15 protein-coding genes and 1 other RNA gene are annotated in these 17,990 nt (G+C 49.5%); 4 read left to right on the top strand and 12 right to left on the bottom strand.

Annotated features, from left to right (window positions below):
- Positions 1 to 34: 34 nt before the first annotated feature.
- The 3 genes from LC084_RS01630 to yczE form a co-directional block, all read right to left on the bottom strand.
- The gene (locus LC084_RS01630; protein WP_226568778.1) at positions 35 to 3,148 is read right to left on the bottom strand and encodes a beta-galactosidase; all 3,114 of its coding nucleotides are present in this window, start codon (positions 3,146 to 3,148) and stop codon (positions 35 to 37) included.
- 109 nt (positions 3,149 to 3,257) lie between these two features.
- Complete coding sequence (locus LC084_RS01625) at positions 3,258 to 4,328, bottom strand: LacI family DNA-binding transcriptional regulator (RefSeq protein WP_226568776.1); 1,071 nt, start codon at positions 4,326 to 4,328, stop codon at positions 3,258 to 3,260.
- Positions 4,329 to 4,362: 34 nt separating this feature from the next.
- Complete coding sequence (yczE, locus tag LC084_RS01620) at positions 4,363 to 5,010, bottom strand: membrane protein YczE (protein WP_226568775.1); 648 nt, start codon at positions 5,008 to 5,010, stop codon at positions 4,363 to 4,365.
- 88 nt (positions 5,011 to 5,098) lie between these two features.
- Between yczE and yczR the strand changes: the two genes are divergently transcribed.
- Entirely contained in the window at positions 5,099 to 6,526 is a 1,428-nt protein-coding gene (yczR, locus tag LC084_RS01615; RefSeq protein ID WP_226568773.1) for a MocR-like transcription factor YczR, read from the top strand.
- 308 nt (positions 6,527 to 6,834) lie between these two features.
- On the opposite strand, the gene LC084_RS01610 is transcribed toward yczR, so the two are convergent.
- The 3 genes from LC084_RS01610 to LC084_RS01600 all read right to left on the bottom strand — a co-directional run bounded on the left by LC084_RS01610 (position 6,835) and on the right by LC084_RS01600 (position 8,316).
- Positions 6,835 to 7,053, bottom strand: coding sequence for a hypothetical protein (locus LC084_RS01610; protein WP_226568771.1), 219 nt, complete (start codon positions 7,051 to 7,053; stop codon positions 6,835 to 6,837).
- The gene (locus LC084_RS01605) at positions 7,053 to 7,301 is read right to left on the bottom strand and encodes a hypothetical protein (protein ID WP_226571105.1); all 249 of its coding nucleotides are present in this window, start codon (positions 7,299 to 7,301) and stop codon (positions 7,053 to 7,055) included. The genes LC084_RS01610 and LC084_RS01605 overlap by 1 nt, the downstream gene beginning before the upstream one ends.
- Positions 7,302 to 7,659: 358 nt before the next feature.
- Positions 7,660 to 8,316 (bottom strand): hypothetical protein, encoded by a 657-nt coding sequence (locus LC084_RS01600; protein WP_226568770.1) that lies wholly within the window; start codon positions 8,314 to 8,316, stop codon positions 7,660 to 7,662.
- A 444-nt stretch (positions 8,317 to 8,760) separates the two neighbouring features.
- Between LC084_RS01600 and LC084_RS01595 the strand changes: the two genes are divergently transcribed.
- Complete coding sequence (locus tag LC084_RS01595; RefSeq protein WP_226568768.1) at positions 8,761 to 9,729, top strand: VirK/YbjX family protein; 969 nt, start codon at positions 8,761 to 8,763, stop codon at positions 9,727 to 9,729.
- Between the two features lie 165 nt (positions 9,730 to 9,894).
- Here LC084_RS01595 and ffs read toward each other — a convergent pair.
- An RNA gene (ffs, locus tag LC084_RS01590) (signal recognition particle sRNA small type) lies at positions 9,895 to 9,991 on the bottom strand.
- A gap of 169 nt (positions 9,992 to 10,160) precedes the next feature.
- Here ffs and LC084_RS01585 point away from each other — a divergent pair.
- On the top strand, positions 10,161 to 10,472 hold the full coding sequence (locus tag LC084_RS01585) for an MGMT family protein (protein WP_226568766.1): 312 nt from the start codon (positions 10,161 to 10,163) through the stop codon (positions 10,470 to 10,472).
- A gap of 151 nt (positions 10,473 to 10,623) precedes the next feature.
- Here the strand turns inward: LC084_RS01585 and LC084_RS01580 are convergent, their stop codons facing one another.
- Complete coding sequence (locus LC084_RS01580) at positions 10,624 to 11,190, bottom strand: YbaY family lipoprotein (RefSeq protein ID WP_226568764.1); 567 nt, start codon at positions 11,188 to 11,190, stop codon at positions 10,624 to 10,626.
- A 326-nt stretch (positions 11,191 to 11,516) separates the two neighbouring features.
- Between LC084_RS01580 and tesB the strand changes: the two genes are divergently transcribed.
- On the top strand, positions 11,517 to 12,377 hold the full coding sequence (gene tesB / locus LC084_RS01575) for an acyl-CoA thioesterase II (protein ID WP_226568762.1): 861 nt from the start codon (positions 11,517 to 11,519) through the stop codon (positions 12,375 to 12,377).
- A gap of 93 nt (positions 12,378 to 12,470) precedes the next feature.
- Here the strand turns inward: tesB and amtB are convergent, their stop codons facing one another.
- The 4 genes from amtB to LC084_RS01555 all read right to left on the bottom strand — a co-directional run bounded on the left by amtB (position 12,471) and on the right by LC084_RS01555 (position 17,925).
- Positions 12,471 to 13,757 carry an ammonium transporter AmtB gene (gene amtB / locus LC084_RS01570; protein ID WP_036110803.1) on the bottom strand — a complete coding sequence of 429 codons (1,287 nt, stop codon included), beginning with the start codon at positions 13,755 to 13,757 and terminating at the stop codon, positions 12,471 to 12,473.
- A gap of 30 nt (positions 13,758 to 13,787) precedes the next feature.
- Complete coding sequence (gene glnK / locus LC084_RS01565) at positions 13,788 to 14,126, bottom strand: P-II family nitrogen regulator (RefSeq protein ID WP_002891893.1); 339 nt, start codon at positions 14,124 to 14,126, stop codon at positions 13,788 to 13,790.
- 252 nt (positions 14,127 to 14,378) lie between these two features.
- Positions 14,379 to 16,163 (bottom strand): SmdB family multidrug efflux ABC transporter permease/ATP-binding protein, encoded by a 1,785-nt coding sequence (locus LC084_RS01560; protein WP_226568760.1) that lies wholly within the window; start codon positions 16,161 to 16,163, stop codon positions 14,379 to 14,381.
- The gene (locus LC084_RS01555; protein ID WP_226568758.1) at positions 16,156 to 17,925 is read right to left on the bottom strand and encodes a SmdA family multidrug ABC transporter permease/ATP-binding protein; all 1,770 of its coding nucleotides are present in this window, start codon (positions 17,923 to 17,925) and stop codon (positions 16,156 to 16,158) included. The genes LC084_RS01560 and LC084_RS01555 overlap by 8 nt, the downstream gene beginning before the upstream one ends.
- Between the last annotated feature and the right edge of the window lie 65 nt (positions 17,926 to 17,990).

The following is a 17,990-nucleotide window of genomic DNA, read 5'->3' as shown; positions in this document are numbered from 1 at the left end:
GCACCTTAACACCTACCGGCTAACACCTGCAAAATCAGCCCGGTAGAGACCAGGTTAGTTGGTAGCGAAGGGTCGTGGTGGCAAGAATATCATCCTGGTGCACACTGGGGCTCCAGGAATCATCGCCACCAATTCCCATATGAAACGCATCCAAATTCAGCCATACGCCTGGCTCTTCTGTCAGTAAATGAACGTGGCTTGTCTCACGCAATTGCTGAAGGCTGTAACGGCCAATCCCAAAGTGGAACATGCCTTGCCACTGGTGCCCACCGTAACGCAGTGACTGGGTATCGCAACGCAGGCCATTTTCACCAGGGAAAATATAAGGCGTATGCAATTCAGACAACGGTAACTCCCAGCGCCCCTGGCACGCCGACAATTTTCTGTCCGGGTAATTTTCATGGGGCCCCAGCCCATCCCAGCTCACCAACGGCGCTACACCAGACAGATGGCAAACCAGGCCAATACGCGCAGGTGGTGGAATATCTGCTGCCACTTCAACCCGCACATCAAGCTGCAATTGCCCGTTGCCATCTATCTGCCAGTGTTTTTCACTAATAAAACAACAGTGTTGCTGGTGCAACCAGGCATGCCGTGTTTTGATAACCACACCCTCAGGTGCTTCATGGGCTTCGCACTGTAAAACCTGTGCCTGCAAATCATATAACCCCGCCGCTTTCCAGCGTTCCACCCAGGCATTTGGGTCAACCCGGGCAGCCTCACTGGTGCCAATGTCATTATCGAGCGGTGCTCGCACAAACTGGTCCTCAAGTGGCCCGAGTAAGTGTGCGATATCTCCCGAGAAACACTGCACCAAAGTGCCAAGCTTGCGGTCAAACACCCAGCGTTTATTCCCACTGGTAACTTGTAAAATATGCTTTTCTTCAGTGAGTTGTGGATGCTGGCATTCTGTCGGTGACACAGCCACATCAGGTAGCGAGAGTGAATCGGCGACCGGCCACTGCGCCCAGGCACAACGTTGACCGGCCAGGGCCCACTCAGTATCGGCTAAATATTCAACCCAGACCGTAAACCAGCGGGGCTCATTGCCATGACGCTCACTGAATGCCGGAACAGTCAGACACTGGCTGGACTCCGGAGCCAGAACCAGGGATTCCCGCCCTTCAAGCAATACTTCGCCCGCTTGTGTCAGTGCCCAACACAGGCATTCATTATCTGTGGTACGAAACAGGTATTCGCTGGTAACCTGCAATTGCTGAGGGTTGTTGTTATCCCAGTGAAACTGAAAAAACTGCTGGGCGCGTTGTACCTCATATAACGCTGGGTGTGGAGTACGGTCTGGGAACACCAGCCCATTCAAGCAAAACTGGCGATCGTTAGGTTTATCGCCAAAATCCCCTCCGTAAGCCCACCACGTTTTGCCCCCTTCCACTTTTCGTGTTAACCCCTGATCTACCCAGTCCCAGATAAAGCCGCCTTGCAGACGTGGATATTGCCGAAAGGCCTGCCAGTAACGGTAGAATCCACCCAGGCTATTTCCCATCCCATGGGCGTACTCACATAAAATCAACGGACGATGTTCACCTGGCATGCCAACCCATTTTTTAATCGACCATTTGGGAACTTGTTCGAAAGGCTGGTCTTCATCTACTCGTGCATACATTGGGCAAATAATATCGGTGGCGGTGGTATTGGCACCGCCACCTTCATACTGTACTGGGCGGCTGGGATCGGTGCTTTTCACCCAGCGCCATAACGCATCATGAACAGCGCCATGACCGGACTCATTGCCTAAAGACCAAATAATTATGCAAGGGTGGTTACGGTCCCGCAGGACCATACGGGTTACACGTTCACTCATTGCAGCAAACCAGCGCGGGTCTTGTGCAAGGCGCGACATAGGCTGCATACCGTGGGTTTCAATGTTGGCTTCGTCCACAACATATAAGCCATATTCATCGCATAACTGATACCAGCGTGGGTGGTTAGGATAGTGGGAACAACGTACCGCATTAATATTATGTTGTTTCATCAACACAATATCCTGGCGCATAGTGGCTTCATCCATCACCTGGCCATGCTCCGGGTGGTGCTCATGGCGATTCACACCACGAATGAGCAGTGGTCGGCCATTTAGCATCAACAACCCATTGGCAATTTTTACTTCACGAAAACCCACCTCGCAAGCTTCGACATCAATGCAATTGCCCTGACTATCCTTGAGCACCATCACCAGGCGGTACAAATGTGGAGTCTCAGCACTCCACAGGGCTGGTGACACAACAGATAAAGCTAGCCGTGCCTGTTCAGGATAATGACCACGTTCGTCAATAACAGGGCTGCCCACAGATTGCTTCTGCCGGGCGACACAAGCTCCATGCCGCCACAGGCTGGCTTCAACAAAGTACTGTTGCGGATGATTTCCCGTCATATTCACATTCAGCATTAATTCAGCACGTGAGTAATCACTGTTGAACGCCATTTGGTGGTGATAGTCCGCAATATGCGCATCCGGTTTATGTAATAGCGTAACATCACGGAAAATTCCGCTCATTCGCCACATATCCTGGTCCTCAAGCCAGCTACCATCACACCAACGCAGTACCATCACAGCAAGCCGGTTTTCTCCCGCTTGCAACCAGGGAGTCAGGTCGAATTCAGCAGGCAGGCGGCTGTCCTGGCTGTATCCCACCCAGTGCCCGTTACACCACAGGTAAAAAGCAGAATTCACACCATCAAAAATAATGCGTGTTTGCCCGTTACCAAGCCATTCAGGGTTCACATTAAAAACGCGCGAATAGCACCCTGTAGGGTTATCTGCCGGAACCTGTGGTGGAGTTGTGGCGATAGGGTAATTAACATTGGTGTATATTGGGACATCATACCCGGCCACCAATTGCCAGTTGCCAGGAACAGCGGTATCAATCGCTGATTCCAACGGCTGAACAACCCATTCTCCTGGCACGGCTTCTGGGCAAGGGAACCAGGAGAACTGCCATTTCCCATTCAGGCTCAACAGGCTATTGTCCGGGCTTTTTTGCACAGCACTCACTTCATCGAACCAACCTGATAATGGTGCATGGCTTGCCAGACGATGCCAGTTGGTCACTGAAGGGTTCTCCCAGTCCCTGCGTGCAACCAGGGAAGACAAAGCAGAATACTGTTCATTACAAGGTGTGGTGGACATAGTTTCCCCATAAATTGCGAAGCGCTCACATTGACGATAATGTGAACGAAAATGGGGTCAGGGTAAATACGGAGAAAGATAATAAGCGAAGCGGATCACAACCAGGTAATCAGGCCAACTTAGCAACCTGTTCCGCTAGCAAATGTAGCTGGTGTGCTAAATCCAGGGGCTGTGAACTTCCCTCACCTGTCTTACCCGTTGATTCACGAACCACCAGAGTAACTGGCAAGCATTGTGATGAAGGCGTTTTATTTCCCACTACACTATTTAGCCAAAATACACAGGACTCGCCCAACTGGCGAAAATCTTGGCGAATAGTGGTCAATGGAGGTGTGAACCACGCACTGTCTGCGGTATCGTCAAAACCTACCACACAGATCTCTCCCGGCACAGAGATGCCGCGTTCTGCGCAGGCGCGCAACACGCCAAGTGCCATTTGATCATTGGCAACCAGAATACCTTGCGGCTGGCAACGCAATAACCCCTGAGCCTGCAAATACCCACTTGCCGCACTCCAATCCCCTTCCCCTTGAGCAACCGGTTGTAAACCTGCTTGTGCCAGCGTATCAACCCAGCCAGCCCGGCGTTGTGCAGCACTAACGGAGGATAGCGGCCCATTGAGCAACGCTATGCGGGTTAATGGCAGTGACAGAAGGTGTTCAGCCCCCAAAACCGCACCCTGGGTGGCATCAAAAGTGACACTGGGTACCGGAGCATTAGAGGGCACATCAAGAAAGAGTATTGGTGCATGAGAATAACGCGCTACCAGCGCTGATGCCTGGTTGGCAGACAACGGTAAATTAATCGCGATAGCTTCAACTCGCTGAGCCAGAAGGGTATCCAGAGCACAGCAACACGCCTGTTCACTGGTGTCTTCCAGCATAGCGATGGAAACATCCACACCAGACTGTGAGGCCTGTGACTTAATCGCCGCCGCAATTTGTGACGGGGCATGTAAGGACAGGTCTGTGGTCACCAGCCCCCAAATACGCCGCCGTTTCCCGGCGAGCTGACGTGCTGCAGGGTCAGGCACATAATGGAGCGACTGCATCGCTTGCTCAACATTCTGCCGGGTACGAGCCGATACATTTTCAGCCCCATTGATAACTCGGGATACCGTCTGGTAAGACACGCCCGCTCTCGCGGCAACGTCGTATAGGGTTATCGTTTTATTACTCATAACCGGCCCTTGATGGTAAAAACGTTATACTACCTCAGAGCGAACTCTTGAGATCAGAAAGTGTATTACCTTGTGATTTTTCGCTAATTTCAGCCTTTAACTTCCCTGAGCGATGAGCAGAAAACCAGGGGAGTGTCAGTTGGATAAGCGGCCCGATACTGACTGCATACAGCACCGTACCAATACCCAGGCTTCCCCCCATCAAGAAACCAACAAGCAGTACTGTCAGTTCAATAACAGTACGAATACGGCGAATCGGCCAGCCCATTCGGTTATGCATGCCGGTCATCAATCCATCTCGAGGGCCAGCGCCAAACCCGGCACCAATGTACAAACTGGTTGCCAGAGCATTAAGCACTATCGCAATAACCAGGCACAGGCTACGTACCCATAAATCAGTTATTGGTGGGAAAATAGCCAAAACTGCATCGGCCACCAGGCCCAGCACAATCACATTGCTGATAGTTCCCAGACCGGGCTTCTGGCGCATTGGCCACCACAACAATAAAACCAGCGCCCCGACCAAAATAACAGTTTGCCCAAGCTTTAGCCCGGTCAGTTGTGCTAACCCCATATGAAACACATCCCACGGATCCAGCCCCAGATTGGCGCGATAGAACACCGCAATTGAGATGCCGTAAAATACCAGGCCTGTGTACAACTGAATTAACCGGCGCAACATAATCATTTCCTGTTTTTTGCAGACATGTTTATACTTTGCGCAACAATGGACTTAATAATAAGATCCAGTTTTATAAAAGTGGACTGCAATGACTCAACGACAGCTTCGTAGCGCCTCGCTAATAAAGGTCCTGGGGCAGTGGCATCATCCGGACACTCGTGTTCCTGTTTATCGGCAACTGGCCGAAGGGCTACGTTTATTGATACTCGATGGGCGGCTACCGCTAAACAGCCGGTTGCCTGGTGAACGTGAACTGGCAGAATCACTGTCACTGAGCCGAACGACGGTAGCAAATGCGCTAAACCAGTTACGGGAAGAAGGTTACCTGCAAAGCCGCCAGGGATCCGGTTCCATAGTTCGCTTACCCGAAACACATGTGACACAGCAGGCCTATACCCTCCCTGGAGACACGCTTGATCTGGCCACTGCCGCACTGCCCGCAAGCCCGGTTATTCACCAGGCTTACCAACGGGCCATTACTGGGCTGACAGAACATCTGAGTTCAACTGGCTACGATTCCCGCGGCCTGCCGCGGCTACGAACCGCGATTGCACAGCATTACTGCCAGCGTGGTCTGGCAACCACACCTGACCAGATTATGGTAGTCAACGGCGCGGTAAGTGGCCTGGCATTATTGCTACGGTTATTTACCGGGCCAGGAGACAGGGTATTAGTTGATCACCCCACTTACCCCATGGCTCTGGATGCAATCAAGGGTGCGTCCTGCCGCCCGGTTGGAGTCAGTCTGCCCGCAAATGAAGGCTGGGATTGTGATGGTTTCGCCGCGACGATAGCACAGACATCTCCCCGTCTGGCCTATCTTATTCCCGATTTTCATAACCCAACCGGGCGCTGTATGAACCTTGCTGAGCGCCAGAATATCGCAGCAATTGCAGAACGCAGCCACACCCCGCTGGTTATTGACGAAACCATGGCTGAGTTATGGTATGAAACCCCGCCACCACCGCCAGTTGCTTGTTTTGGCGATGCTGAACGCATTATTACATTGGGTTCATGTGGGAAAAGTTTCTGGGGAGGATTACGTCTGGGCTGGATACGTACCTCGCCGGGTGTGATTGCTCGACTGGTTCAACAACGTAACACTCTCGATTTAGGCTCTCCGCTACTCGAACAGCTCACAGCGGCTATTTTGATTGAAGAAGAAGAGGCCATTTTGCAGGAAAAACGCCAGCAACTGCGAAATCAACGTGACCAGTGCCTGAAACTGATACAGTCGTACTTTCCACACTGGAAAACCAGTAACCCGCCCGGAGGTTTATCATTCTGGGTAACACTGCCTTCCCCTACATCAACCCGTTTTGCAGCCAGTGCAGAAAATGTTGGCATTCACCTTGCGCCGGGACCCCGGTTCGGTATTGATGGAGCTTTTGAGCGTTTTCTTCGCCTGCCCTTTACGCTGGAAACCAACGAGATGGAAATGGCACTAATACGTTTGCAACCCGTGTGGCAGCAACTCAACCAGGCCAGACCACCAGCCAGTAATATAATGATTTAACACACTGGTGCCACACACTTTAACACCAGGCCTTAAAAGAAAACGGCGAGCCATAAAGCTCGCCGTTTTAATATCATCCATGATGCACATTACCTTTGAGGCAATGCCACATTAACAAGTCGTCATGAATGATCCAGGTAATTCCGGTTGCATGAAAATGATATTTTTATGACGCTATTATTTCATATAAATTTCATTTTCATGTCATTAATATGACAATCAACATTAATCCCCAGTTAATATTCATGCCAAACAGCCACATCCAGAAACGCCATATTATCTGTATAACATGAAAAAAACGGGGAAAATCAATGTTGTCGCGGAACAGGAAAACCTTTGACAGAAATAATAAAACCATTATCTCTGCGCTTTATTTTTGCTCCGGCATCACACCAGTCAGAAGCTATGCGAAAAAACTCATCACTTCCCACATTCCAGTCAAGGCGGACATGCTTAACAAAACCAGAACGTAATAATTCACATGCTTCATTATAACTGTGAGCCACACTCACACTGTCGTCAGCCATTATTTCCTCTTCTTAAGAAGTTTCCTCAGTGCCTTGATTTCTTTAGCATTTAATGGTTGAACTCCTTCTTCTTCTGTGTGCTGGTTATCAATATCATCTTCCTTAACCCCAGCATCAAGACTGGCAAAAGCCATTCTCAGAAACTGCTCTGTTACCGCACCCAATGTTTCCCCATGCAGTTCAGCATAACTACGCACCTGTTCTTTAAGTTCACTGCTAATTTTTACATTTAGCACTGCGGTTTCCATATGCTTTCCTTCGAGTTTATTTAGCGCAATAATATAATTCTTATTGCATAAATCCCAAGTAAAATCCATCACTATTCCGTTGCAGAAAGATGACTAACACAGTGGGAGAGAAAATAACAGTGATCATGGGCGCATTTTATATGCAATAAATAGTTTTTGTTACATTGCCACTATTAACACACGTTCATCTCTTTGAGAAAGTTAACAATAGCCGTTATAAAGCACAAAGGTAACCATTCATTTTTGTACGATTATTCAATATTATTATTTGGGATCTCCCGAAAAAGATTCAGTAAACAACCCTATTTACTGAGGTAGGTAAAGCCCCTGGAGAGGGCCTTACCATAAAGCGGATACGTCAGCTATCCAGGCTAAAAGCTGATGCTGGTTGATTCTGTATTCCGTCACTACCTTCAAAGTGCTCTATGTTGAAGAACTTCACGACATTGTGAGCATCAAGGCAAATCAACAAAATACTCACCCTTCTGGCTTGTAGTCCTGTACTCTGCCCACCTGGCGTGGATTCATGCCAGACATACATCATTATCTTATTGCCATCATCATCAAATAAATAATTACGTGGTTCCCCCAATTGGGCAATCACACCTGATTCCGTGGAGACCCCTTTAATGATGGTTTTCTTCAGGTGCTGCTTATTGTCTGAAGATAAAAAACGATTCTGCATACCTTCCGGGTAGCGATGAACCCAATGCTTCTCTACCCGGTCGCCATTAATTAATGCTGTCATCTGTGTTGTCTGTGCGGGTTGCTGCCCCAATGGCCCTTTCCAGTTTTGCATCCAGACAGCGATTTGTTTGCCTTGTGGCGACCAAAGCGTGCGAGAAGGTACACCATATTTTTGAATCAGACCGGTAAATGATGTGGTTCCGTCGATAATCCCAGACTGCGTTGCCGATACAGTATTTGCACTAAGAGCAGGAACAACTGGCTGTTTTGCCGCACAACCAGCTAACCCAATGACGGTAATAGCATAGAGTATTGGTGTTATTTTCATTGTTCTTCCCCAAAAAACGTCCTGGCCGGGCTATGTTGCAAGTTGCCAGTGATGAGAACCAGAGCAATTGTCCCCGTAGTCTGTCATTAATGTTCTGCGCCACAAACCACAAGGAAGCGGCTGACAGATAAGACAGAAAAGCTCGCACACAGTAATTGAGGCAGATAGAGCCTGCAACAGAATAGCGTATTCAAAACGGCCGAAGAAAGTACCTAAAGATGAAGTCACAAAGTCTCATATTATCAATCAGTAATACAAATATTTTTTACTTTTAAAATAGTTGGCCACGCATTTTACCAAGTAAGACCTTTCTCAACACAACCACAAAATACGACATTACAAACAATTAACTTTATTCATCCCAATGAGCTTTCGTTGAAGTTCACTTCAATACACTACACAGACAATTCTTATTTGATTTATTTTTAAGCAGTCGGGGCAGTTATGTCTGTGAATGAAACACCGTTACACACCGCTGATGAGCAAGGCATTAGCACCGGATCACTGGTTTTTGCTATTGCCCGGGGGCGAGTTGTACCGCCAGCCGCCATCTGGCAGCAAAAACGTTACCGGTTAAAATTTTTATTGCGTGCCCTCTGGTACTGGAAACCGACCAATAGCATGCTGGCTGCCTTATCCCAATTACCCGAATTCCCTGCATTATTACAGGCGCAAGTAACACTGCCCAGTAAACCGCACCGCCACTACTTACGCCTGGGGCTGAATGCCTTCCAGCGCGCTAATGCTGTTGTGGATCACTACCATTTTTTACACCAACATGCGGGGCCAACTCTTTTTCAGGCACTAACATCCAGTGAACCAACATTGTTGTTCAACTTCACTGGGCGCAACGATGAGGTGTTTTCACTTAAAGCGTCAACCGCGCGTAGTGCTGAACGCGAAGGAGAAAGCACACTTTGGCTATTCATGGGGAATAACTTACTGGCCAGTTTAACATTTTGCATCACAGAACCCGCACAACACCCGGTATTGTTTATTGGTGGTGTTCAGGGGCCCCGCCGCCAGGTTACCAATGACACCATAAAACTGGCAACCAAGGCCTGCCATGGTTTATTTCCTAAACGTATTTTATTGGAAGTTATCTGGCAATTATGTAGCCAGTGGCAACTTGAGCAAATCTGTGGAGTAAGTGATGCCGGGCATGTGTTCCGTGGATGGCGCTATCGTTTCAGTAAGGCACGTTATCTTCACGCCAGTTATGACGAGTTTTGGGAATCTGCCAATGGCACCAAAGCTGGCCCATACCAGTGGCAACTTCCAACATCCTTGCCAAGGAAATCCCTTGAGGACATCGCCAGCAAGAAGCGCGCTGAATACCGCCGTCGTTACCTGCTGCAGGATGAGATTGAGCAAAAAACGCTGGTCATCATGAATAGCATCTCAGCTAACTAACGAAATAGCAGGGACAGATTCAGACCAAAATTACCAATAGCAGCACAATTCAACAAAGCAGGTTGGGTACAGAAGCGCGCTTCAGCCTGCAAGCGTTGTTCTGCTGCATGTATTTTGGGCCAGCACAAAGAAGAATAGCGTGCAGAACGCACAAATGGGTGGGGGCCCTGCCAGCTACATCCCGGCACACACGTCGCCTGCTGCGGCTGCTTCCTTCCGGACCTGACCGAGTTCACAAGTTAGTGTTGCGGGAGAACCAACAGGGCCCCCATTGAGAGCGTTGTATTCCAACGCGCGGGGCGCATTATCTCTGTTGATTCCGGCAATTGCAAGTCAACCGGGTCTGGATGACGGTTTATTGTGCATTTACCTCAGTTTCTTCCTAACCAGCCAACAGGTATAGTCACATAGATGGATAACAGGAGTTGCAAATGGCCCCAACAGATAATTTTGCACAACGGGTATACCAGATAATTGCGGCGATTCCTTGCGGCAGGATAACCACTTACGGCGATGTGGCTCGAATGGCGGGTTCACCACGGGCAGCCCGCCAGGTAGGCGGCGTACTCAAACGGTTACCGGAGGGTTCAAGATTGCCATGGCACCGTGTAGTAAACCGTGAAGGCACTATATCACTGACCGGCCCAGACCTCAGTCGCCAGCGCCAGGCATTGCTGGCCGAAGGTGTGCTGGTATCCGGAGATGGGAGAATTGACCTGCCACGCTACCGTTGGCCTGAGTAAAAGAAAACAGCGCCCAAAGGCGCTGTCAGATTGATTAAAAAGAAGGGAAAAACGTGGTTTTCCCTTCTTTTTCGTTAGCCGCCGATCGTTCTGTGCGGACATAAGGTTTGTCATCAGACTCACAAAAATGGTATCTGGTGATTAAACAAAATCAATTGCCGGTTTGCATTTGTGTTTGCTGCTGTTGCGGCAAGAAGTGCGTAGGTACCGGATACGCTTCAGTCACTTTTGCTGGTTGCACAGCAACCGCGGTGTTTTGCAACGGAATCAAATCCAGATCAGTACTGTTCACACCATTGGTAATAACCGGTTTAAAGGAATCAGACCTGAACATCAACTTGCCATCCACGGTAATCGCAGCACTGAGCAAAATACGTGCGTTTTGGCGAATATCGGCAAGATCGTAAGGCAACACATACCCAAATGGTGCCTGATGGCCTTCAAGGTTTACCACTTTTTGGGATAAGACTTTCGCTGGCGCATCTGCGCGTGAAGCATCGGACAAGGTTACTGTCAGTACCGCATTTTGTGGTACCGCCAGGCGTTGGTTAATGACCACATTACCGGACAGATGAGGTTTCTGCATATCAGCCTGTGAAGCCAGACGGGAATAGGCAAAGTCCGGGTTCGGCACTTCATAAGTATTGCGAAATTGTTGTGCACAGCCAGACAGGGCAAAAGCAGCAGCCAGACCGAAAATTACGGGTGTCAATTTCATCGTTTTTCTCCTTCTCCTGCCATCACCCCGATACCGTAGATACCGTTGTGATGAGGGGTTGGTTTATTGCTTATCAGGGTAAGTCTGGCATATTACCTGAATTTTCGCTGGTAAAAGACTGTAAATTCAGATAATTGAACCCATCGGACCAGTTAGAAATCCAGGTTATACTTAACAATATGTGTCGCATTGCAGCTGTAACGAATCGCCTTTTCTGGGTACCTGCCCACGCAGAAGGAGACTAACGTACAGTGCTGCAGGCGGCACATCAGGCCACATGGTCACTACACACACCGACTAACAACTCCGCTGCCAGAGGAAGTACTATGAGTCAGGCGTTAAATAATTTGTTAGCCCTGTTAAATCTTGAAAAAATTGAAGAAGGCCTTTTTCGTGGTCAAAGTGAAGACTTGGGCCTGCGCCAGGTTTTTGGCGGCCAGGTTGTTGGCCAGGCACTGTATGCAGCAAAAGAAACTGTTCCTGCAGAACGCCTGGTTCACTCCTTTCACAGCTACTTTTTACGCCCCGGAGACAGCAAAAAAGCCATTATTTATGATGTTGAAGTTCTGCGCGATGGCAATAGTTTTAGTGCCAGACGTGTATCTGCTATTCAAAATGGCAAACCGATTTTTTACATGACAGCATCTTTTCAGGCGCCAGAACCCGGTTTTGAGCACCAGAAGGCGATGCCAGAAGCCCCAGACCCAGAGTCACTTAAATCAGAAACAGACATCGCCAAATTGTTTGAGCATATGCTCCCCCCACTGGTTAAAGAGAAATTCTTAAGCGATAAACCTCTGGAAATCCGCCCGGTGGTATTTCATAACCCGCTTAAAGGCCATGTTGATAAACCGGAACGCCAGGTTTGGATGCGGGCCAATGGCACAATGCCGGATGATTTAGGGATTCACCAATATTTATTGGGTTATGCATCTGACTTTAATTTCTTGCCCACCGCTTTGCAGCCACACGGAATCGGGTTTCTGGAGCACGGAATGCAGGTTGCCACCATTGACCACTCTATGTGGTTCCATCGCCCTTTTAGTCTTAACGAGTGGCTGCTCTACAGCGTGGAAAGCACTTCGGCATCTAGCGCCAGAGGTTTTGTGCGCGGGGAGTTCTATACACAGGATGGGGTTTTGGTGGCTTCGACGGTGCAGGAAGGTGTTATGCGTCAGCGGGGTTAACCTACTCTGTTTATCTAAAAGCAAAAAAGAGAGACACAAGTCTCTCTTTTTATGCCGGGGGCGATTACCCCTGGCACTTAGCAACCAGCAGAATTATGCGTTGTAAGCATTTTCACCGTGGCTGTTAACATCCAGACCTTCACGTTCCTGATCTTCCGGAACACGCAGGCCAACAGTCATATCGGCAATTTTGTAACCAATGAAGGCAACAACACCAGACCAGACAATGGTAATCAGCACGCTTTCCAGCTGTACCATCAGCTGATGGCCCATGGTGACACCTTCTGCGAAACCAACACCACCCAGTGAAGAGGATGCGAAGATACCAGTCAGGATACAACCTACGATACCGCACACACCGTGAACACCGAACACATCGCACGGGTCATCAACACGCAACCAACGTTTCAGTGCAGTAACACCCCACAGGCCAGCGATACCCGCAGCGATACCAACAATAAGCGCGCCACCAACACCGATGTAACCACAAGCCGGAGTCACAGCAACCAGGCCTGCGATAGCGCCAGAGCAAGAACCCAGCAGAGAAGGTTTACCACGAATCGCCCACTCACCGAATACCCAGGCAAGGATAGCGGCACCCGTTGCAACAACGGTGTTCAGGAAAGCCAGGCCTGCGATTTCGTTCGCAGCACTTGCTGAACCGGCGTTAAAGCCGAACCAACCAACATACAGAATCGCAGTACCAGTGAATACCATTGGCAGGTTATGCGGTTTGAATGCTTCTTTGCCGAAGCCAACGCGTTTGCCCATCATGTACGCACCAACCAGACCAGCAACAGCCGCGTTGATATGCACAACAGTACCGCCTGCGAAATCCAGTGCACCGTGGCTTGCCAGCAGGCCGCCGCCCCATACCATATGCGCAATAGGCACATAAGACAGGGTCATCCACACCGCAACAAAGATCAGTACTGCGGAGAAGCGAATACGTTCAGCCAACGCACCCACAATCAGGCCAACAGTGATACACGCGAATGAGCCCTGGAAGGACACATGGATATACTGATAGAAAGTACCCATCAGATCGGTAATTTTGATGCCTTTCAGCATGGTCCAGTCAAAGCTACCGAAGAAATTATTACCGGTACTGAATGCCAGAGTGTAGCCATATACTACCCACAGCACGCACACCAGTGCGAAAGTTACAGAAACCTGAGTCAGCATAGACAATACGTTTTTAGAGCGAATCAAGCCACCGTAAAACAATGCAATCCCAGGAATTGACATGAACAGCACCAGTGCGGTGCAAATCATCATAAAAGCATTATCTGCTTTATCAGCTACTGCTGGTGCAGCCATTGCAAGTGATGGCAACAATGCCAGCGCCCCGAGGCCAAGTTTAATGCCAAATTTACTCATTTTATCCATCCCTTTCACCAGTGCCAGGAATCAGAGGGCCGCTTCGTCGGCTTCGCCCGTACGAATACGAATAACACGTTGTAATTCAGCAACGAAAATTTTGCCGTCGCCAATTTTGCCTGTATAGGCAGCTTTACTAATTACATCAATAACTTCATCGAGTTGATCGTCAGCGATGGCTACGTCAATTTTCACTTTCGGGAGAAAGTTAACGCTGTATTCTGCCCCGCGGTACAACTCGGCGTGCCCTTTCTGGCGACCAAAGCCTTTCACTTCAGTCACTGTCAGCCCTTGAATGCCAATCGATGAAAGCGCTTCACGCACGTCTTCCAGTTTGAATGGTTTAATTACCACGGTAACCAGCTTCATAAATCCCCTCCAGTAAGAAATCGGTAAGTGCCGCAGCGAACAGGGATTATTAAGCAATCAACGTGCCAAAAGTATAAATCTGCAACTTTCAGCGTCTTAACGAGGTGAGAGGCGGGTTAACTGAATAAGCAGGAAATAATGTTGTCGACAAGAACATTCCTGAAAAACAAAAACGCACCAAAACAGTGCGTTTTTATAAAAACCACTGCACCAATAGTGCAATGGGTCAAATGTTCGCCAGATAATGGTGCATCACACAACCGCAGACTCTTCGTAGCCGCTGGAGGCTAATTCTTCGCCAGCCAGTTGTAACTGGTACATTTGCCAGTAACGGCCACGCTTCGCCAAAAGTGCATCATGCCTGCCACTCTCAACTGCCTGCCCACGGTGCAACACCAGAATGGTATCAGCCTGAGTAATAGTAGAAAGCCGGTGAGCAATCACAACAAGCGTTGTCCGCTGGCGTAATGCACTAAGTGCATGCCCTATCGCCTGTTCGGTACCAGAATCAATATTCGCTGTTGCCTCATCCAAAATAAGGATTTCCGGCGTATCTACCAGCACCCTGGCAAGAGCCAGCAGTTGTTTTTGCCCGACCGACAATGTATTCCCCTGCTCCCCTAATTGGGTATGAATGCCCTCAGGCATTGAGCGCACAAGGCCAGCCAGTTGCACAGTTTCCAGTGCCTGCCAAACTCGCTCTTCACTGACATCACGCCCCAATGTCACATTCATATATAGCGATTCAGCCATCACCACCGGGTCTTGCTGCACCATCGCCACACCTTTACGCAGGACACTATGGCTCAGGCTCTCTAACGGGCGGCCATCAAGGCGAATTTCCCCTTGAGACAACGGGTAATAACCCATCAATAAATTTGCCAGAGTGCTCTTACCACTTCCCGTATGCCCCACCAGGGCAATAAAGCTTTTTGCTGGTGCCTGCAGATTGATATCCCGCAGCACATACTGGCCGTTGCGGTAAGCAAAGGAGAGTTCAGAGATATCAACACGCCCGGATGCCAGTGGCCGGGTATCCGAACCATAGCGCTGCTGCTGGCAGTCCATTAACTCAAACACGCGTTCACCCGCTACAACCGCCTGTTGTAGCATGGATTGCTGGGTTGTTAGCTGAATTAAAGGCTCATTCAGCCGCCCAAGATAACTAATAAAGGCATACAACACCCCAACTTCTACTGCACCATTACCGGCATAGCCAAACTGAAACAGCAGGCCACACAGAATCAGCGCGGAAAATAAACTTAATAAAGGCCGGAGTAAAAAACCCTCGAGTTTCAGGGTTTGCATACGTGCGTCATAATGCGCTTCACTGGCATCCGCGAGTTTTTTACCAAAGCGCAACTGCTGGCGAAATTGCTGAATAACCCCCATACCGTTGACGGCTTCATTAAAGCCATCATTAATATCAGCCAGATAACTGCGTACACGCCGGACAATAGGTGTGCTCAGACGCTGGTAAACCAGCATCACCACCAACACCGCAGGGAAAATGACAACCGCCACCAGCGCCATACGCCAATTTAAGGAAAACATTGCTACCAGCATCGCACCAATCAATGCAGCACTGCGCAATACCGTGGCAACAACAGTGACATACAGATCGCGGATCACTTCTGTGTCATTGGTGACACGAGAAATAAGTTGCCCAACAGGTTGGGTATCAAATGCACTCACTGGCTGGCGCAACGCAGCATCCATAACGTCAGTACGCAATTGTTGCACAACCCCAACAGCGGCTTCGTTAAACAGCAAAGCCTGCGAGTAATGCAGCAATGCGGCCAGAGCTTGTAACAGGATATAAGCAGCAGCCAGCCCGCAAACCATAGCCAGAGGCAATTGTTTTTCTGCAACCAGGTGGTCAATAAAGTAACTGATTAAGGCCGGGCCACTCACTTCCGCCGCCGAAGCCACCCACAGCATAATCACCGCTTTGATAATAGATTTACGCCAGGGTGAGCCATAGGCCAGTAGCCGTTTCAGAGTAGGCCATAATGCGGGTTGCTGTGGATTACGCATGGGCCTGCTCCCCGGTTTCATCTTCTTCATCCAGTGCTGCTTCCAACTGCTGGTAACGGTACATATCGCGATACCAGCCCTGCTGGTTTGCCAAGTCTGTGTGGCGGCCACGTTGCACCACATTCCCTTGTTGAAGAACCAGTATTTCACTGGCTTCAGTAAGTGCTGATAAACGGTGAGCACTGATAATCAGCGTGTGCCCTGAACCCCATTGTCTCAGGTTGTGCAATATTTGTTGCTCAGTTCTGCCGTCAACTGCGGATAACGCATCATCGAGGATCAAGATTTCAGCATTGAGCAAGAGTGCGCGCGCAATAGATATACGTTGTTTTTGCCCCCCGGAGAGCATCACCCCTCTCTCGCCTACTTCGGTTGCATAACCTTGCGGCAGACGCAGAATATCGTCATGAACACTGGCGAGCTTCGCAACCGCCTCAATTTCAGCCTGGCTGGCACCGGGTTTGCCAAGAGAAATATTGTTCGCCACTGTGTCAGAAAATAAAAAAGGTGTCTGATTAACGACAGCCAACCGTTGGTGCCAACTGCTAAGCTGCAACTGGCGCAGCGGCATATCGTGAAACGAAATATCACCGTCATCTATGTCGAAATGGCGTTGCACCAGCGACAACAACGTACTTTTACCGCCACCGGTTGGGCCACATAACCCCAGAATTTGCCCCGGGGCCAGAGTAAAATCCACTTGATGCAATTGGGGATGCTGGCTCCCCGGCCAGGTAAACGAATTGATCTGGCAGACCAGTTTTCCCGGCCCTGTGGGTAACACCTGCGAGCCATCTTCTACAACAGGTTTTTCCGCCAGCAAATCACGAATACGGCTATAGGCAGCACTGCCACGCTCAACAATATTGAACATCCAGGCAAGCGCCAGCATTGGCCAAATCATCAGCCCCAGGTACATCGCAAAACTTGTCAGTTGCCCAAGTGTCAACATGCCCTGGCTGACCATCCATGCTCCCCCGCCAATGGCAAGCATATTCGCTGTTGCGATAGCGACATAAATGGTTGGATCAAAGCGAGCATCCACAGTCGCAACCCGCATATTTTTCTCCCCCGTATCCCTGGCATCTTCAGCAAACAAGGCAGACTGGCGGTCTTCAAGGCCGAAAGCTTTAATCATGCGGATGCTGGTCAGGCTTTCTTGTGTCCGATCATTGAGGGAGGAAAATGCGGCCTGAGCCAGTTTGAAGCGTTGGTGTAACTGTTCACCATAGCGCTTGATAACCAGCGCCATCACAGGCATTGGCAGTAACGCCAGTAGAGTCAACTGCCAGCTAATTTGAGTACACATCACCACTAATACAGCACAGCCCATCACCAGTGAATCAACCAGGGTCAACACCCCTTCTCCGGCTGCAAACACCACCCGGTCAACATCATTGGTTGCTCGAGCCATCAAGTCACCTGTACGGTGGCGCAAGTAAAATGCCGGACTCTGGCGGCTCAACTGGCGGTAAAAATCCGCACGTAACTCAACCGCCAGCCGGTAAGATGCGCCAAATAACAGCACCCGCCAGACATAACGCAGTAAATACACCACGACAGCGATAGCGGCCATCGCCCCAATCCACAACAGTAATTTGCTGAGAGTAAAATGTTCCAGCGTGACACCATCAACAATAATACCCACCAGCTTAGGCGGAGCGAGTTGCAAAATTGCAATCATAATGAGCAGCGTCACCGCACCCAAATAACGGCGCCATTCCCGGCGGAAATACCAATGAAGTTGAGCAAATAATCGCACAGCTACGAGTCCTGAGACTGGCCTGTCATAAGCCAGTTTATTGTGTGAAATGAATCAAATAATGA

Source organism: Mangrovibacter yixingensis, assembly GCF_020523985.1.
Lineage (GTDB): Bacteria > Pseudomonadota > Gammaproteobacteria > Enterobacterales > Enterobacteriaceae > Mangrovibacter > Mangrovibacter yixingensis.
The sequence above is the reverse complement of the archived record's forward strand: the minus strand, read 5'-3'. Positions and strand labels throughout refer to the sequence as shown.

What these genes read in the sequence shown, in the direction of transcription:
- LC084_RS01630 (WP_226568778.1), bottom strand. Translation starts at nt 3,148, where the DNA reads ATGTCCACCACACCTTGTAATGAACAGTATTCTGCTTTGTCTTCCCTG.
- LC084_RS01625 (WP_226568776.1), bottom strand. Translation starts at nt 4,328, where the DNA reads ATGAGTAATAAAACGATAACCCTATACGACGTTGCCGCGAGAGCGGGC.
- yczE (WP_226568775.1), bottom strand. Translation starts at nt 5,010, where the DNA reads ATGTTGCGCCGGTTAATTCAGTTGTACACAGGCCTGGTATTTTACGGC.
- yczR (WP_226568773.1), top strand. Translation starts at nt 5,099, where the DNA reads ATGACTCAACGACAGCTTCGTAGCGCCTCGCTAATAAAGGTCCTGGGG.
- LC084_RS01610 (WP_226568771.1), bottom strand. Translation starts at nt 7,053, where the DNA reads ATGGCTGACGACAGTGTGAGTGTGGCTCACAGTTATAATGAAGCATGT.
- LC084_RS01605 (WP_226571105.1), bottom strand. Translation starts at nt 7,301, where the DNA reads ATGGAAACCGCAGTGCTAAATGTAAAAATTAGCAGTGAACTTAAAGAA.
- LC084_RS01600 (WP_226568770.1), bottom strand. Translation starts at nt 8,316, where the DNA reads ATGAAAATAACACCAATACTCTATGCTATTACCGTCATTGGGTTAGCT.
- LC084_RS01595 (WP_226568768.1), top strand. Translation starts at nt 8,761, where the DNA reads ATGTCTGTGAATGAAACACCGTTACACACCGCTGATGAGCAAGGCATT.
- LC084_RS01585 (WP_226568766.1), top strand. Translation starts at nt 10,161, where the DNA reads ATGGCCCCAACAGATAATTTTGCACAACGGGTATACCAGATAATTGCG.
- LC084_RS01580 (WP_226568764.1), bottom strand. Translation starts at nt 11,190, where the DNA reads ATGAAATTGACACCCGTAATTTTCGGTCTGGCTGCTGCTTTTGCCCTG.
- tesB (WP_226568762.1), top strand. Translation starts at nt 11,517, where the DNA reads ATGAGTCAGGCGTTAAATAATTTGTTAGCCCTGTTAAATCTTGAAAAA.
- amtB (WP_036110803.1), bottom strand. Translation starts at nt 13,757, where the DNA reads ATGAGTAAATTTGGCATTAAACTTGGCCTCGGGGCGCTGGCATTGTTG.
- glnK (WP_002891893.1), bottom strand. Translation starts at nt 14,126, where the DNA reads ATGAAGCTGGTTACCGTGGTAATTAAACCATTCAAACTGGAAGACGTG.
- LC084_RS01560 (WP_226568760.1), bottom strand. Translation starts at nt 16,163, where the DNA reads ATGCGTAATCCACAGCAACCCGCATTATGGCCTACTCTGAAACGGCTA.